Genomic DNA, 15810 nt, shown 5'->3' on the forward strand with positions numbered 1-15810 from the left:
TGCCACAGACATGCCATCAAGCTTTCAAGAAGGGTATGAAGAATGCAGATCGATCCCGCCGGCACGGCGATGCAACTGGTCGCCCTTGAGCGGCAGAACATGGACAAGCTGCTGAAAAAGCAGATGGACAGCATCACGGGTCAGCGCAAGGCGCTCACAGCCCTGCACACCAAGCTCTCCAGCTTCCAGACCATGCTCAAGGATCTCAACAAGGCCTCCAACCTGCAGGCCCAGAAGGGGACGGTCTCGCAAGAAGGGTTCATGAAGGTGACCAGCGATGGCACCGCCAGCTCAGGCCAGTACAACCTCTTCGTCGAACAGCTTGCCCAGGCCCATCAGGTCGGCCTCTCCCTGGATAGCGAGAGTGCCCAGCTGCCCGCCACCGGCACCCTCTCGCTGGAGGTGAAGGGCAAGAAGCTGGAGATCGATCTGGCCAGCCTGCCCGCCGGTTCCACCGTCAAGGACCTGGTATCCGAGATCAATGACGCCAAGGACAATCCCGGGGTCAAGGCCACCCTGGTACGCTCCGATGGCAAGGTCAACCTGGTATTGACCAGCACCGAAACCGGTACCGAAAACGCTATCGCCATCAACTATTCCGGCGATGCGGGCGACATGCTGGGCACGGCCCTGGCCGGCAAGCGAGACATCACCAAGGCGCAGGATGCCAAGCTGCAGATGGGGGGGGACAACCCGCTGACCATAGTCTCCGCCAGCAACAAGGTGGAGAACGTCATCGACGGCCTGACCCTGGAGCTGACCAAGGCGCAAAAGCCGGGGGAGGCGCCGCTGCAGGTGGTAGTCGCCCAGGACAAGGAGGCGGTCACCGGTTCACTCAAGAAGTTTGTCGACAGCTACAACGAGCTGGTGGACGAGCTGGCCAAGATGACTTCGAGCGACCCCAAATCACCGGGAGCGCTGGCCTCGGACAGCGGCATCCGCAGCCTCAAGAGCATGCTGGGAAACAGCGTGCGGGATCTGCCCAACGGCATGACCCTGGGCTCGCTCGGGATCAAGACCGACCGGTACGGCAAACTCTCCTTCAACGAGACCGACTTCAACAAGGCGCTGGAGAAGGATCCCGAGCTGCTGGGCAAGGCTCTGCTGGGGGATGATGGTCTGCTCAAGCGGATGAGCACGGATCTCGATCCTTACGTCAAGCGTGATGGCGTGCTCAAGTCGCGCAACGCCGGTCTGGATGCCAATGAAAAACGGGTCAATGACCGGATGGCTGCGCTGGATCGCAAGATGGAAGCCGCGTATAAACGCTACCTCAACCAGTTCACCACTATGAACCAGATGCTGCAGAGCATGGGGGCGTTCTGACGTCGCCACTCTGTCGCAGAACCTTAATCGAGCGAGTCCGAGATGTTTGAACCTCAAGATGGTTATGATGCCTACCAGTTTGCTGCCACCCAGGCCAAGGCGGCCAGCGCCGATCCGCACCAGCTGGTGCTGATGCTGATGGATGGCCTGCTGGACGAGATTGCCAGGGCTGAGGGACATATTCTGGCCAAGCAGTTTGAGCGCAAGGGACAGGCGATCAGCAAGTGCCTGCAGATCCTGGGAGGGCTCGACAGCGCCCTGGACATGGAGAAGGGGGGTGAGCTGGCCGCCAATCTGCATCGTCTCTATGACTATTGCGGACAGAAGCTGTTCGAGATCAGCGTGTCCAACAATGTGGCCGGTTTTGCCGAAGTGCGCAGCATTCTGGGCGAGCTGAAGGACGGATGGGAAGTCATGGCCCGTCAACCCCGTTAAGGCGGAAGTGCAGTTTCCCGCCTGTTCCCCGGATCTCGCGCTCCGCCGCGATGCGGGGCGCAGTATCATTCTGGCGTGCTCTTTGCTTAGCTCTGGGCATGTCAGCAAAAGAATCCCATTTGGTACCCATTTATGTCCCTTGATACAGCACGACCCCTGTCCCCTCAGGAACAGGAGCGGTTGTCATTGCAAGTGCTCGGACTGGCGCGTCTGCTGTTGCAGCAGGCGCAGGCAGGGGAATGGGAAGTCCTGAAAGAGACGGATGCCAGGCTGGCCCGTTTTGCCAGCCAGATGGCGGACAAGCACCCGCAAAGCTGGGCGGCGATGGCCACCACGAGAGCAGAGGTCAGAGCCCTCTATCAGAGTGCCATCACCCTTTGCCAGCACGAGACCGATCGCCTCAAGGGGGCGTGGCAGGCGCTCAATGGTCAGCGCGAGGGGTTGGCAGCCTATGACGAGGTACAACAATGGCAATGATCCCGCTGGCGGGTGGTGAACTCGCACCGACCCGAGAGTCATTTGCGAAACACAGACTGAACCAGTCGTCGCAGGAGGGGGATGACTCCTACCTGCAGGCGGATGCCCTGGCGCAGGAAGAGTTGCAGGCGGAGCCGGTGACTGGCTTCGTACAGGCCCCAGTGACCGATGAAGTGCAAGGGGAACAGCTGGAGGGGGCGAGCGAACAGTTGCAGGCATTCAGCCGCATGTTGCCCTCCTTCGTATTGCTGGAAGAGCGTGTCCAGCAGTCGGCAAGCGGAGCCGTGTCTCCGATCCCGTCCCAGGGAGCCGTGCCACCGGCACAGATGGTGGAAGAGGTTGCCCTGACCCAGCCACCGCTCTCGTTTCGTGGCCTGCAGCAGCGCACCCTGCTGGCTGAACAGGGGAGCGTTGCGTTCAGCAATGCTGCTCCCCAGCTCAAGGAGAGTGCCTTGCCCGGTCAGGATGCCTCTGCAGCCCCCGTGGCCGAGCAGGCTCGCGCCGCTGGGGATGCCAAGGGGGCAGTACGGGAAGGAGTGCAGGCCAGGCTGATCAGCACCCTGCAACCCATGCTCAATGCCCAGCCCCAGCCCCAGACCGGCGAGCGGGAGCCGGTGGCGCTTGATCCGAAACTCATGGTGCTGCCGGCCAGCCAGCTGGCGCCGAGCAAGCCTGCCGAATACCAGTGGGCCCCGGTCAAGCTGCCGGACAATCAGGCCCAGTGGGGGCAGCAACTGATGAGCCTGCTTCATGACAAGGTCGAGCTGCAGGTGAACCAGCAGGTCAAGCAGGCGCATATCCGGCTCGATCCTCCCGAACTGGGTCGGCTGGAGTTGACCGTGCGGGTCGAGGGCGATCGCCTCAACGTACAGCTCAATGCGACCAACCCCGCCGTGCGCGATGCCCTGATCCAGTCGATGGAGCGGCTGCGCATGAGCCTGGCTCCCCACCACTCTGGCGGCGTCGACGTCAATGTCGGCCAAGGGGGGGAGCAGAACCCCAAACAGCGCTGGCAGGGAGACGAGATCCTGGCCGGACGCCAGCAGTGGCGCGATGAGCTGGAGCAGAGCGGAAAGAGCCGTCCCGATTGGTTGAATACCCTGGTGTAACCGTTGCCTTCAGGCAAAGAGAGAGTGGATTGATATGATTCGGCGAGTGATGAAGTGGTTGATGATAGTCGTGCTGGCGATCGTCTTGCTGGCCGCCCTGGCTTATGGTGCTTATCTCAAGCGCGATCTGATCGCCGTCTGGCTGGGGCTGGAAGAGCCCAAACCCGAGTTGAGCGAAAAGCCGCTGTTCAAGCCGCTGGATCGGTTCGTGATAAGCCTGGAGGGGGATTCCCAGTCCCACTACCTGGTGCTGGAGTTGGCGCTGGTGACCCATAATCCCGCCCAGCTGGAGGAGTTGCGTATGCTCAACCCGCTTATCCGCAACGCCATGGTGCAGTACTTCAGTCACCGCTCCAATGACGATGTCCAGAAGGAGCTCAAGGATATCACTGCCTTGCAGACCTCCCTGCTGGGCAAACTGGTCACAACCCTGCAGAGCTATGGCTACAAGCCCTATCTCGACGAGGTGCTGATCACCAAGGTACTGGTGCAGTAACCCCTCATGATCGACTCCGCCTGGGATATGCAGCACGAGTTCGGCACCAGCGCGCCGGCCACGAGCGAACAGACCATCCTCACCCGTTATCTGCCGCTGGTTAAGCGTGCCGCCAGCCACCTGCGCAGTCAGGTGACGGCCGCCTTCGACCAGGAAGACATGGAGCAGGTCGGCATGATGGGGCTGCTGGAGGCCTGGCGTCGCTACGGCAGTGAGCCGGATGCCCAGTTTGAGAGCTATGCGTTCAAACGGATTCGTGGCGCCATGCTGGATGAATTGCGCAGACTTGACTGGCGCCCTCGCCAGCTGCGCCAGCAGGTTCATGGCCACAACCAGATGCAGCGGGAGCTGCACAACCGCCTGGGGCGCGTGCCGACGGAACAGGAGTTGGCACAGGCCCTCGACTGCTCCGTCGACGAGGTGCGCCAGCTGGCTTATGCCAGTCAGGCGGAGGCTCTGCAGAGCCTCGAGGACTGGCTCGAAAACGGTGGCCGGGCTCCGGCCGCCGAGTCGGATGACACGGATCTCGCCATGACCATCAGCAAGGTGCTCAAGTCGCTGGACAAGCGCGAGCAGTTGCTGCTCTCCCTCTACTACCAGCACGAACTGAACATGAAAGAGATTGCACTGGTGCTCGGGCTCACGGAATCCAGAGTTTGTCAGCTGCACAAGCAATGCGTGCTTCAGCTAAAGCAGAGACTGGTCGACTCCATATAAGTAGTCTCTTTCCCCTGGCGGGTGGGGTTCGTTCAATTGTGCGGGAGCATTCATGCAAAAACAGATCGGCATCGGTGTCACTTTAATATGTGTGCTGGGAGGCTTCATGATGGCCGGGGGCAACCCGATCGCGCTGTGGCAGCCTTCGGAACTCATCATCATTATTGGCGCGGCGGCTGGCTCCATGTTTCTGGGCAACTCCAAGGAGGTGATGCATGAGATGTGGCGGCAGATCAAACAGTGCTTCAAGCCGAACAAGGAAGAGAAAGAGGTCTACCGCGAGCTGCTGACCCTGATGCACCAGTTGCTGGAAGAGACCCGTAGCAAGGGGATGAAGGCCCTTGATGAACACATTGAGAATCCCCAGCAGAGCTCGGTGTTTTTGATGTATCCCCAGGTTTCTGAGGATCCCCAGCTGCTCGGCTTCATCGTCGAGAACCTGCGCCTGCTGGGGATGGGCAAGATCACTCCTCACGAGCTCGATACCCTGCTGGAGCAGGAGATCATGGCCATCGAGGAAGATATGCTCAAGCCGGCCCATGCCCTGCACAAGACCGGCGAGGCATGCCCGGGCTTTGGTATTCTGGCGGCGGTCATGGGGATCATCATCACCATGCAGCAGCTGGACGGTCCGCTCAGCAACATAGGCGTGCATGTGGCTGCCGCGCTGGTCGGCACCTTCCTCGGCATCTTCTTCTGTTACTGCCTGCTCGAACCCCTCAGCAACGCCATGGAAGAGATGGTCAAGCGTCGCATCGGCCTGCTGATGTGCATCAAGTCCATTCTGCTGGCTCAGTTGCGCGGCAAGACTCCCCTGCTGGCGGTGGATTCCGGTCGCAAGATCCTGGAGCCTGAGGTCAAGCCCAGCTTTCTCGAGCTGGAAGACTGGGTGACCAACAGGGCGATGTAATGCGCAATCACGAACAGATCATTGTCAAGCGCCAGCAGCGTCGCAACACCGGTCCCAAGAGCGGGGGCGCCTGGAAGGTTGCCTTCGCCGACTTCACCCTGGCCATGATGGCCTTCTTCATGGTGCTCTGGATCCTCGCCGTCTCCAACCAGGAGGAGCGGGAAGTGGTGGCCAGTCGTCTGCGTGACTACAGCATCATGGACAGCGAGGCGAATCCCTTCGATATCAGAAACAGCCCCTATCCGGTCGATCTCGGGGGCAATCCCTCCGTGCTTGACGAAGTCATGCCCAAATACCAGACCGAAGGCCAGCCGATGCCGAGACATATCTCGGGCAACAGGAGCATTTTCTCGGATGAAGGCAAGAACGGCTACGAGAGCCTGCTGGTCGGCAAGATCGAAGGGGAAGCACAGATGAAACAGCTGGCCGGTTTCATCGGCTCGCTGGCGGATGAGGTGCAGGCCAAGAACAACCTTGAACTGCAGCTGGTGCCACAGGGATTGCGGATCCTGATCCGGGACGACGAGCAGCGAGAGATGTACAGCCGCGGCAGCGCGCGTATCACCCCCTTCTTCCGCCACATGCTGCTGGCACTGGCGCCTGTGTTCCAGCGCATCGAGAACAAGATCATGATTTCGGGCCACACCGACAGCACCCCCTTTGCGGGCGACAACTACAGCAACTGGGAGTTGTCGTCGGATCGCGCCATGATGGCGAGACGGGTACTGCAGGCGGGCGGCATGCCACCCGATCGGGTTGGCCAGGTAAGCGCCATGTCGGATACCATGCTGGAAGATCGGGCGAATCCCCACAGCAGCCAGAATCGCCGTATCGAATTGCTGATCATGACGACCCAGGCGGAAAACAGCCTGAAACAACTGTTCAGTTCCCAAACCCAGGCTGCTGCCCAGCAGGCCAAGGATGCCCTTAACCATGGAAATTCAAGAAACTGATCTGTTGTTTCAAAACAGCAGTGATGATCCCAGACGCAAGCTGCCGCGCTGGTACCTGCACGACGGCACCACGCCGCTGGAGTCACAGAGCTGCGGTATCGCGGCCCGTCTGCTGGTGTCGGGCCTGTTGTTTGACCGCAGCATAGGCCGGGCGGTGATCAAGGATCTGGGGCCGGGAGGCGTCGGCTTTCTTGCGCCGGCCCGCTTCGAGTTGCCCGAACAGGTGACCCTGAAGCTGGCTCCCGCCATGACCCTGACCTGCCATATCACTCATCGCCGGGGCATCGGCCGCTACCTGCGTTTCTATGGCGCTCGCTGGAGCGAGCCCGAACAGGTGGATCTGGCTCCCTTGCTCAGCCACTGGCGCCATTGCTTCAGGGCGCTCAGAACAGAGGCCTCGTCTGACCCATCCCCAACGGATCCGGAGAAGGGAGCAGCCTGATCTCGCTGCGGGTCATGTCCAATCCCCGGGCAGCCCGCAGCAACAAGGGATCGTGCAGGCTCTCGAGGGAGACCGCCTTTCTCTCCTGTGGCTGGACTGGTTGTCCGGCGACCATGACTTTCTCTTCCTTGCGATACACCACAGGACAGTTGCCGATGCCGCTGGCCTCTGGCAGTTGCCAGGCCGGGTTCCAGCGCAGTGCCTGGTTCATCGAGATGCCTTTTGCCGAAGCCCACGCCATGAGGGAGCAATTGGCGACTCTCTGGAATACCTGCACATCGGATCCTGCTTGCCAGGGCGGCAGTTGCAACTGGAAACGTTCGGCCCGGTCGAGCAGATTGGCGAGCGCGACGAACCGCGCCACATAGAGCCGGGTTTCGGTCGGCAGGTCCAGTTCCCAGACGTTGCGGCTCTCTGCCCTCATGACCGCTTTCAAGACACGCCCCTCGCCGGCGTTATAGGCCGCCAGCGCCAGCAGCCAGTTTTCACCGAAGAAACGATAGAGCCAGCCCAGATAAGTGAGGGCTGCCTCGGTAGCCAGCGGGAGCGAGTAGCGGCCATCGAACTCGCGGGTGATGGGCACGGAAAAACGGGTCGCTGTGTCCGGCATCAACTGCCATGGGCCCGCTGCGCCGGCGGCGGAGACGACGTCGAGGCGATAGCTGCTCTCAATCAGGGGAACAAACGCCAGCAAGGGGGGAAGATGGCGGTTTTTGACCTGCTCGGATATCCAGCGGATCACAGGTTGGTTGTCCGCCAGTCGGCGCTGCAAATAGGATTTCTGCTTCAACAGATATTCGTGCTGCTGGGCAACCAGAGTCGCTCCTTCCCCCTGGATCGGGGCAGGAAAGCCGCTTTGCCAGTGATATTTATCGTAAGCGAGACAAACTGAAGAGAATAAAAATAGTCCCAGGGCCAGATACAATCTTGGGAATGTCATTTTCTGTTGCCGGGGAAATGCAGGCATAATGGAAAAAACATGATATATCTCAACAGTTTTTGGTGGGTTTAGTCGCTAGGTCATGTGGAGTCAAGGATGTAAAACATGATAGCACGAGTCAAAAAGTCACCCAAAGCGGGGAAAATAATCCAGAAGTTCCTGCTCTACCTGATCCTCGCCAATTTTGTATTGATGGGGCTGTACATCTGGCATGCCGGTGAACTGACTCTGGGTGTGAATATCCTGCTCACCCTGCTGCTGATTGTGTACAACTTGTTGCTCTGCCAACTGGTGTGCCTGCGAGCCCGCCGCTTCAGTGATAGTTACATCATTTATCCGGTCGTAGGCGTAAGCATTATTTTGTGTGCAGTCGTATTGTTCCGCTTCATTATTGCGCCATGAGTGGTCGCGACTTCCTTATCAAAAATTAATCTTCACCGGTTTCCAAATAAATAACTTGTGAAAAATCAACTCATTTAATCGGCACTACGGAAACGCCGCGTCAATATGTTCCCCCTGTCCCATCTCCTTGCTTGAAAAGCCCCCTGCACGTCCTTAAACTTCAGGGTGGGGAAAAGTGGATCAAAGTGGTTTTTAGAGGGGCATCCAGCCACTCATTTACCTTTCAGGGACTTCAATTTGTTGCGTGGCGCTCACGCCATCAGCCTGGACAGCAAAGGGCGATTGGCGATTCCGACCAAATTTCGTGACTGGCTGCGCGATGAAAGCGACGGCCAGCTGGTCTGCACCATCGATATTGCCCACCCCTGTCTGCTCCTTTATCCCCTGACCGAATGGGAAGAGGTCGAGCGCAAGCTCAGGACCCTTTCCAGCATGCACCCCCAGGAGCGCCGCTTGCAGCGCCTGCTGCTGGGACATGCCACCGAATGCGAGCTGGACGGCAATGGCCGTCTGCTGCTCAGCCAGCCGTTGCGCAACCACGCCGGGCTGGACAAGAAGATCATGCTGGTGGGCCAGCTCAACAAGTTTGAGTTGTGGGATGAAGCCCGCTGGCAGCAACAGGTCAATGACGACATCTTGGGACTGCCCGAGGACGATTGGGCAAGCTCGCCACGACTACAGGATTTCTCTTTATAAATGACCCAAGCCGCTGAACACATCACAGTGCTGTTGCACGAAGCCGTCGAAGGTCTGGCCATCAAGCCGGACGGTGTCTACGTCGATGGTACTTTTGGCCGTGGTGGTCATTCCCGTCTGATCCTCCAGCATCTGGGCCCCAATGGCCGGTTGATCGCCATCGACCGCGATCCCCAGGCCATCGCCGAAGCGGCCAAGATCCAGGATCCCCGCTTCGAGATCGTGCATGGCCCCTTCTCCGGCATCACCGGCTATTTGACAGAGCGTGGCCTGCTGGGCAAGGTCGACGGCTTCCTGCTTGACCTGGGCGTCTCTTCTCCCCAGCTGGATGACGCCGAGCGCGGCTTCAGCTTCATGAAAGACGGCCCCCTCGACATGCGGATGGACCCCACCACGGGCCAGAGCGCCGCCGAGTGGTTGGCCAAGGCCGACGTGGATGACATCGCCTGGGTATTGAAGACCTTCGGCGAGGAGCGCTTTGCCAAGAAGATCGCCCGCGCCATCGTGCACGATCGGGTCACCGAACCCTATGTGCGCACCCGCCAGCTGGCGGAGATGATTGCCCGGGTCAATCCCAGCAAGGAGAAAGGCAAGCACGCCGCAACCCGCAGCTTCCAGGCCATTCGCATCTATATCAACAGCGAGCTGGACGAGATTGAAACCGCGCTGAATGGCGCGCTGGAGGTGCTGGCACCTCATGGCCGCCTGTCGGTGATCAGCTTTCACTCTCTGGAAGATCGGCTGGTCAAGCATTTCATCCGCAAGCACGAGAAAGGCCCGGAGGTGCCGCACGGTATCCCGCTCACCGAGGCGCAGCTGGCGGGTGGCCGCAAGTTGAAGTCGGTTGGCAAGGCGCTCAAGCCTTCCGATCATGAAGTCTCTGAAAACACCCGGTCACGCAGCTCGGTGCTGCGAGTGGCCGAGCGCCTGGCGGATTAAACCATGAGTGAGGTGCGCGTTCATCTGGCCAAGGAGATCGCAAGCGATCTCTGGCGGCACAAGCTGCAGATTTTTCTGTCGGTCGCCGTGCTGGTGACCGCCTTTGCCGTGATCCTGGTGACCAACATGACTCGCGGCCTGACCGCCAAGCAGAACGATCTGATGGCGGAAGAGGATCGCCTCAACATCGAGTGGCGTCACCTCCTGCTGGAGCAGGGCACTCTGGCGGAACACTCCCGGGTGGCGAGTCTGGCCATGGACAAGTTGCAGATGGCTCGCCCGCTGGTGACCACCGAGAAGGTAATAACCCAACCATGAAACGCAAGGCGACAGCCAAATCGGCCAAAGCGAATATCAAGGCGCCCTCCATCTATCCATGGCGCTTTCGCACACTAGTGGTCTTCATCGGCATTGCGTTTGTCGGCCTGATCCTGCGCCTGGCGTGGATCCAGGTGATCAATCCGGATCGCCTGCGCCAGGAGGGGGACATGCGCTCCCTGCGTACCACCTCCACCCAGGCGGTGCGCGGCATGATCACCGATCGTAACGGTGAACAGCTGGCAGTCTCCGTGCCGGTCGAGGCGGTCTGGGCGGATCCCAAAACGGTGCACGAGTCCGGCGCTATCAACAACGAGCGGGCCTGGCTGGCGCTCTCCGCCGTGCTCAAGCTCGACATCAACACCCTCAAGCGGCGCATCGCCAACCCCAACAAGCGTTTCGTCTACCTGCAGCGGCAGGTGACACCGGCGGTCTCCGAGTACATCAAGGGACTCAAGCTGGGGGGCGTCTACCTGCGTCCCGAGTCACGCCGTTTCTACCCGACCGGCGAGATCAGTGCCCATCTGGTGGGGGTAACCAACATCGACGGCAGCGGCATCGAGGGGATCGAACGCAGCTACAACGAGTGGCTGACCGCCACCCCGGGCGAGATGCGGGTGCGCAAAGACAGGCAGGGCCGGGTCATCGAGCGGCTGGGGATCGTCAAGGAGGGCAAGAACGCCAACGATCTGCAGCTGAGCATCGATCAGCGGGTGCAGGCGCTGGCCTATCGCGCCCTCAAGCGCGCCACTGACGAGAACAAGGCAACCTCCGGCTCCATGGTGATGCTGGACATCAAGACCGGCGAGGTGCTCGCCATGGTCAACACCCCCTCCTACAACCCCAACAACCGCGGTCAGTACCAGAGCTTCCGGGTGCGCAACCGGGTGGTGACCGATACCTACGAGCCGGGCTCCACTATCAAGCCATTGATCTTGCTGAGCGGTTTGCAGGCAGGCGTCACCAGCTGGAAGGATTTCATTCCGGGCGGGCCGCTTTATATCGGGGCCAAGCAAATCCGTGACGTGAGTATCCACAAGGCGACCAACCTGTACGACATCCTGCGTTACTCCTCCAACATCGGCATGTCACGCATCGCCCTGCGGATGCCGGCCCAGGAGATGATCAACACCCTCAGCATGTTCGGCTTCGGCATGGATACCGGCAGCGGCCTGATGGGGGAGAGCAGCGGCATGCTGCCCCAGCGTCGTCGCTGGTCCGATATCGAGCGGGCGACCCTGTCGTTCGGCTATGGTCTGCGGGTCACTCCGCTGCAACTGGCGTCCGCCTATGCCACCCTGGCCAACAAGGGCAAGCGGGTACCCATCTCCATCGTCAAGGTGACCAAGCCGCCTAAGGGTGAGCAGGTCATCGATCACAACAACGCTGCCGCCATGCTGCAGGCGCTGGAATACGTGGTCGACAACGCCATTCCCAAGGCCAAGATCCCGGGTTACCGGGTCGGCGGCAAGAGTGGTACCGCCAAGGTCGCCGTGGCTGGCGGCTACGGCAAGGATTACATGGCCTGGTTTGCCGGGTTTGCCCCGGCCAGCGATCCCCGCTTCGTCATGGTGGTGGTGATCAACGAACCCAAAGGCAAGGCCTACTATGGTGGCGCCGTGGCGACGCCACCCTTTGCCGAGGCCATGGGAGGGGTGCTGCAGCTCTTCAATATTCGTCCCGATGCAGTACCGCCATCAGTTCCCACCAAACTTGCCCGTACGGAGGCTAACAATGCAGTCCCGCGCACTTGATCTGTTGCTGCGTCCATTCGGAGTCGAGGCGCCGGCGCTTCCCCTGACCGACATCCAGCTGGACAGTCGGCGGCTCGGCCCGGGCTCTCTCTTCATCGCCATTCGCGGGCATCAGGTCGACGGCAGACGGTTTATCGAACAAGCGGTGGCTCAGGGAGCGACCGCTGTTGTGTATGAGGAGGACGGTGAATTCGTCGCTCCTGCGACGTCAATCCCCTGTATCGGCATGGCGGATCTGCCTGCCCGTCTCTCCGAGCTGGCGGGTTATTTTTACGACCAGCCGGCGAACAAGCTGCAACTGGTGGGGATCACCGGCACCAACGGCAAGAGCACGACCGCGCTGCTGGTCGCCAACTGGCGCACCCTGCTGGGTGGCAAGGCCGGGGTGATGGGCACCATAGGTAACGGCCTGTTTGGCGATCTGATTGAGGCAGAAAACACCACAGGCAGCGCCGTCCAGGTGCAGGCCAATCTCGCTGACCTGCAGGCGCAGGGGGCGGATCTGGCGGCGATGGAGGTCTCCAGCCACGGTCTGGTGCAATACCGGGTCGCTGCCCTGCCATTTGCCGCCGCCGTGTTCACCAACCTGAGCCGGGATCACCTCGACTACCACGGCACCATGGAGGCCTATGGCGCCGCCAAGGAGCTGCTGTTGCAACTGGTGGATGAACGTCATGCGGTGATCAACCGGGACGATGAACTGGGTGCCCAATGGCTGGCGAAATACCCGGATGCGGTCGCCTTCAGTGTTCATGGCCCGGTTGAGAACCATCCTGGCCGTCAGTTAACGGCGCAGCAACTCGATTTTCATCAGCAAGGTTTCCGTGCACGGATTAACTCCAGCTGGGGGGATGGTGTATTATCCGCCCCCTTGCTCGGCCGCTTCAACGTCAGCAATGTGCTGGCGGCCATGGGGGTCATGCTGGTGCTGGGCTACGACTTCGACGCCCTGCTGGCCACCGCGCCGCAACTGCAACCAGTGACTGGCCGCATGGAGTGTTTCGGCGGTGGCGATGCGCCGCTGGCCGTGGTCGATTATGCCCACACCCCGGATGCCCTGGAGAAGGCGTTGCAGGCCCTGCGGGTGCACTGCAAGGGCCAGCTCTGGTGTCTGGTGGGCTGTGGTGGCGACCGGGATCGCGGCAAGCGTCCCATGATGGCCGCCGTGGCTGAACAGTTTGCGGATCGGGTGATCCTGACCGACGACAATCCCCGCACCGAGGATCCGGCCCGGATCATGGCCGACATGGTAGCGGGTCTTCGCGATCCCGCGACGGTGCCGGTGGAACACGACAGGGTCAGGGCCATCAACCTGGCACTTGGACAGGCGAGCAAGCAGGACATCATCCTGGTGGCCGGCAAAGGCCACGAGGATTATCAGATTATTGGAACCGACAAGCGGCACTACAGCGACCGGGAAACCGTCGCCGCCGCCTTGCATACATTATTGGAGTCATTCACATGATGACCCTCAGGCTTGCCGACCTGGCGCAGGCGCTCGATGCCCGTCTGATTGGTGAAGATGGTGAGATCACCGCAGTCAGTACCGATACCCGCACTCTGGGTAGCGGAGCCCTGTTTGTCGCCCTGCGTGGCGAGCGTTTCGATGCCCATGATTTTTGCGAGCAGGCCGTTGCCGCCGGGGCATCCGCCCTGCTGGTCGAGCGTGAACTGCCGCTGGCCGTGCCCCAGTTGGTGGTGGCCGACAGCCTCAAGGGGCTGGGGCTACTTGGCAAGCTGGTGCGCGAGCGCATCAATCCGAAAGTGCTGGCCATCACCGGCAGCTGTGGCAAGACCACGGTGAAGGAGATGGCGACCGCCATCCTGCGCCACGAAGGGGAGGTGCTGGCCACCGCCGGCAACTTCAACAACGAGGTGGGGGTACCGCTCACCTTGCTGCGCCTGGAACCGCAACACCAGTTCGCGGTGATGGAGCTGGGCGCCAACCACCCGGGCGAGATCGCCTGGACCACCTCCCTTGCCAGACCCGACGCCGCCCTCATCAACAACGTGGCGGCCGCCCATCTGGAGGGTTTTGGCTCCCTGGAAGGGGTGTTTCACGCCAAGAGCGAGATCTTCGAGGGGCTGGGCGAGGGTGGCACCGCCATCGTCAATGCCGACAACGAGTTCTGGCCCAAGTGGCGCGAGCGCGGCATTACCTGTGCCTTCTCCATCGACGATCAGAGCCAGCCATTCCATGCCCGCGATCTGCTGATCAACGGGCAGGGCTGTGCCGAATTCGTGATGGTGACACCACAGGGTGAAGTGGCACTGACCCTGGCCATTCCGGGCCGCCACAACGTGGCCAATGCCCTGGCGGCGGCGGCGGGTTGCCTGGCGCTGGGTGCATCACTGGCCTCCGTCAAGGCGGGCCTGGAGCAAATGGCGCCGGTCAAGGGGCGTTTCTGCGCCCTGCGCTGGGGTGGCCTCACCCTGGTGGACGATACCTATAACGCCAGCGTGGAGTCCGTGCTGGCGGGCATCGATGCCCTGACCGCCATGGGTGGCTTCAAGGTGCTGGTGTTCGGTGACATGCGGGAACTGGGTGAGGAGTCTGCCGAGCAACATGCCCGGGTCGGCCGTCATGCCCGCGAGTGCGGTCTGGATGCCGTGCTGACAGTAGGGGAACATAGTCGCCATACCGCAGATGCCGCGGCTGGCCGACATTTTGACAATAAGGCGTCGTTGTTCGAAGTGCTTGCGCAAATGATTGATAAAAAGCAGGAAATTTCAATTCTGGTCAAGGGGGCCCGCGGCTCCCGTATGGAAGATATCGTCGAGATGGTCAAAGACCGTCAGGAGTCAGCCTCATGCTAGTCTGGCTGGCGGAACTGCTCACCCCGCACTTCACCTTCTTCAATGTCTTCTCCTACCTGACGTTTCGCGCCATCCTGTCGATCATCACGGGTCTGGGGGTCGCGCTCTGGCTGGGGCCGCGTCTCATCCGCCGCCTGCAGATCCTGAAATTCGGCCAGGTGATCCGCAACGACGGTCCCGAGTCCCACCTCAGCAAGCGTGGCACCCCCACCATGGGCGGTCTGATGATCCTGGCCGCCATCTTCACCTCCGTGCTGCTCTGGTGCCGCCTCGACAACCCCTATGTCTGGCTGGTGCTGTTCGTGCTGGGAGCCTATGGTGCCATCGGCTTTGCCGATGACTACCTCAAGGTGGTGCGCAAGAATACCGACGGTCTGATCGCCCGCTGGAAGTACTTCTGGCAGTCGGCGGTCGCGCTGATCGTGGCTGTCGTCCTCTATACCACGGCGACCCACGATGGCCAGACTCAGCTGGTAGTACCCTTCCTCAAGGATGTGATGCCCCAGCTCGGCCTGATGTTTATCCTGCTGACCTACTTCGTCATCGTCGGCACCTCCAACGCTGTCAACCTGACCGACGGTCTCGACGGCCTGGCCATCATGCCGACCGTGATGGTGGCGGGGGGCTTTGCCCTAATAGCTTGGGCGACCGGTAACGTCAACTTCGCCAGCTATCTGCATATCCCCTATGTGCCCTACACCTCCGAGCTGGTGATCGTCTGTACCGCCATCGTCGGGGCCGGTCTGGGCTTTCTCTGGTTCAACACCTATCCGGCCCAGGTGTTCATGGGAGACGTGGGCTCCCTGGCACTGGGCGGCGCGCTCGGTACCATCGCCGTGCTGGTGCGCCAGGAGTTCCTGCTGGTGATCATGGGCGGGGTCTTCGTGATGGAGACAGTCTCTGTGATCCTGCAGGTCGGTTCCTACAAGCTGCGCGGCGTGCGGATCTTCCGCATGGCGCCGATCCATCACCACTACGAGAAGAAGGGCTGGCCGGAGCCGCGCGTCATCGTGCGCTTCTGGATCATCACCCTCGTGCTGGTGCTGCTGGGTCTTGCCACCCTGAAGGTGAGATAAGGC

Annotated in this window: 18 protein-coding genes; 17 read left to right on the forward strand and 1 reads right to left on the reverse strand. The window is 60.9% G+C overall.

Going from position 1 to position 15810, the window contains the following annotated elements:
- The first annotated feature begins 42 nt into the window (after positions 1 to 42).
- From lafB to ACB034_RS12145, 9 genes are all read left to right on the forward strand, one after another.
- Positions 43 to 1326 (forward strand): lateral flagellar capping protein LafB, encoded by a 1284-nt coding sequence (gene lafB, locus ACB034_RS12105; RefSeq protein WP_042025070.1) that lies wholly within the window; start codon positions 43 to 45, stop codon positions 1324 to 1326.
- Between the two features lie 42 nt (positions 1327 to 1368).
- A complete protein-coding gene (gene lafC / locus ACB034_RS12110) occupies positions 1369 to 1761 on the forward strand; it encodes a lateral flagellar export chaperone LafC (protein ID WP_042025072.1) in 393 nt (130 codons plus the stop codon).
- A gap of 180 nt (positions 1762 to 1941) precedes the next feature.
- Positions 1942 to 2238, forward strand: a complete 297-nt coding sequence (locus tag ACB034_RS12115) for a LafX (protein WP_124238846.1) — start codon at positions 1942 to 1944, stop codon at positions 2236 to 2238.
- Positions 2229 to 3347: a flagellar hook-length control protein FliK gene (locus ACB034_RS12120; RefSeq protein ID WP_371172915.1), complete on the forward strand. Its 1119-nt coding sequence runs from the start codon at positions 2229 to 2231 to the stop codon at positions 3345 to 3347. Before ACB034_RS12115 ends, ACB034_RS12120 begins: the two co-directional genes overlap by 10 nt.
- Before the next feature lie 49 nt (positions 3348 to 3396).
- Positions 3397 to 3843, forward strand: a complete 447-nt coding sequence (gene lafF, locus ACB034_RS12125; RefSeq protein WP_269469380.1) for a lateral flagellar basal body-associated protein LafF — start codon at positions 3397 to 3399, stop codon at positions 3841 to 3843.
- 27 nt (positions 3844 to 3870) lie between these two features.
- Positions 3871 to 4560, forward strand: a complete 690-nt coding sequence (lafS, locus tag ACB034_RS12130; RefSeq protein WP_371144517.1) for a lateral flagellar system RNA polymerase sigma factor LafS — start codon at positions 3871 to 3873, stop codon at positions 4558 to 4560.
- A gap of 52 nt (positions 4561 to 4612) precedes the next feature.
- The gene (gene lafT, locus ACB034_RS12135; RefSeq protein WP_026456514.1) at positions 4613 to 5470 is read left to right on the forward strand and encodes a lateral flagellar motor stator protein LafT; all 858 of its coding nucleotides are present in this window, start codon (positions 4613 to 4615) and stop codon (positions 5468 to 5470) included.
- Positions 5470 to 6423 (forward strand): lateral flagellar motor protein LafU, encoded by a 954-nt coding sequence (gene lafU, locus ACB034_RS12140; protein WP_026456515.1) that lies wholly within the window; start codon positions 5470 to 5472, stop codon positions 6421 to 6423. Before lafT ends, lafU begins: the two co-directional genes overlap by 1 nt.
- Positions 6404 to 6865 (forward strand): hypothetical protein, encoded by a 462-nt coding sequence (locus tag ACB034_RS12145; RefSeq protein ID WP_342013415.1) that lies wholly within the window; start codon positions 6404 to 6406, stop codon positions 6863 to 6865. Before lafU ends, ACB034_RS12145 begins: the two co-directional genes overlap by 20 nt.
- Here the strand turns inward: ACB034_RS12145 and ACB034_RS12150 are convergent.
- Positions 6807 to 7655, reverse strand: coding sequence for a lytic transglycosylase domain-containing protein (locus ACB034_RS12150; RefSeq protein ID WP_371172916.1), 849 nt, complete (start codon positions 7653 to 7655; stop codon positions 6807 to 6809). The genes ACB034_RS12145 and ACB034_RS12150 overlap by 59 nt on opposite strands.
- Before the next feature lie 255 nt (positions 7656 to 7910).
- On the opposite strand from ACB034_RS12150, the gene ACB034_RS12155 reads away from it, so the two are divergent.
- The 8 genes from ACB034_RS12155 to mraY all read left to right on the forward strand — a co-directional run bounded on the left by ACB034_RS12155 (position 7911) and on the right by mraY (position 15807).
- The gene (locus ACB034_RS12155) at positions 7911 to 8207 is read left to right on the forward strand and encodes a hypothetical protein (RefSeq protein ID WP_026458065.1); all 297 of its coding nucleotides are present in this window, start codon (positions 7911 to 7913) and stop codon (positions 8205 to 8207) included.
- A gap of 237 nt (positions 8208 to 8444) precedes the next feature.
- Positions 8445 to 8903: a division/cell wall cluster transcriptional repressor MraZ gene (gene mraZ / locus ACB034_RS12160; protein WP_201980477.1), complete on the forward strand. Its 459-nt coding sequence runs from the start codon at positions 8445 to 8447 to the stop codon at positions 8901 to 8903.
- A complete protein-coding gene (gene rsmH, locus ACB034_RS12165) occupies positions 8904 to 9842 on the forward strand; it encodes a 16S rRNA (cytosine(1402)-N(4))-methyltransferase RsmH (protein ID WP_026458063.1) in 939 nt (312 codons plus the stop codon).
- A gap of 3 nt (positions 9843 to 9845) precedes the next feature.
- On the forward strand, positions 9846 to 10160 hold the full coding sequence (gene ftsL / locus ACB034_RS12170) for a cell division protein FtsL (RefSeq protein WP_026458062.1): 315 nt from the start codon (positions 9846 to 9848) through the stop codon (positions 10158 to 10160).
- A complete protein-coding gene (locus tag ACB034_RS12175) occupies positions 10157 to 11914 on the forward strand; it encodes a penicillin-binding transpeptidase domain-containing protein (protein WP_042025075.1) in 1758 nt (585 codons plus the stop codon). The genes ftsL and ACB034_RS12175 overlap by 4 nt, the downstream gene beginning before the upstream one ends.
- On the forward strand, positions 11895 to 13379 hold the full coding sequence (gene murE / locus ACB034_RS12180) for a UDP-N-acetylmuramoyl-L-alanyl-D-glutamate--2,6-diaminopimelate ligase (RefSeq protein ID WP_371172917.1): 1485 nt from the start codon (positions 11895 to 11897) through the stop codon (positions 13377 to 13379). The genes ACB034_RS12175 and murE overlap by 20 nt, the downstream gene beginning before the upstream one ends.
- Positions 13376 to 14731, forward strand: a complete 1356-nt coding sequence (murF, locus tag ACB034_RS12185; RefSeq protein ID WP_042070829.1) for a UDP-N-acetylmuramoyl-tripeptide--D-alanyl-D-alanine ligase — start codon at positions 13376 to 13378, stop codon at positions 14729 to 14731. Before murE ends, murF begins: the two co-directional genes overlap by 4 nt.
- Positions 14725 to 15807, forward strand: coding sequence for a phospho-N-acetylmuramoyl-pentapeptide-transferase (gene mraY / locus ACB034_RS12190; RefSeq protein ID WP_026456764.1), 1083 nt, complete (start codon positions 14725 to 14727; stop codon positions 15805 to 15807). The genes murF and mraY overlap by 7 nt, the downstream gene beginning before the upstream one ends.
- Positions 15808 to 15810: the final 3 nt, after the last annotated feature.

It is taken from the genome of Aeromonas sp. S18(2024), from assembly GCF_041402525.1.
GTDB lineage: Bacteria > Pseudomonadota > Gammaproteobacteria > Enterobacterales > Aeromonadaceae > Aeromonas > Aeromonas enteropelogenes.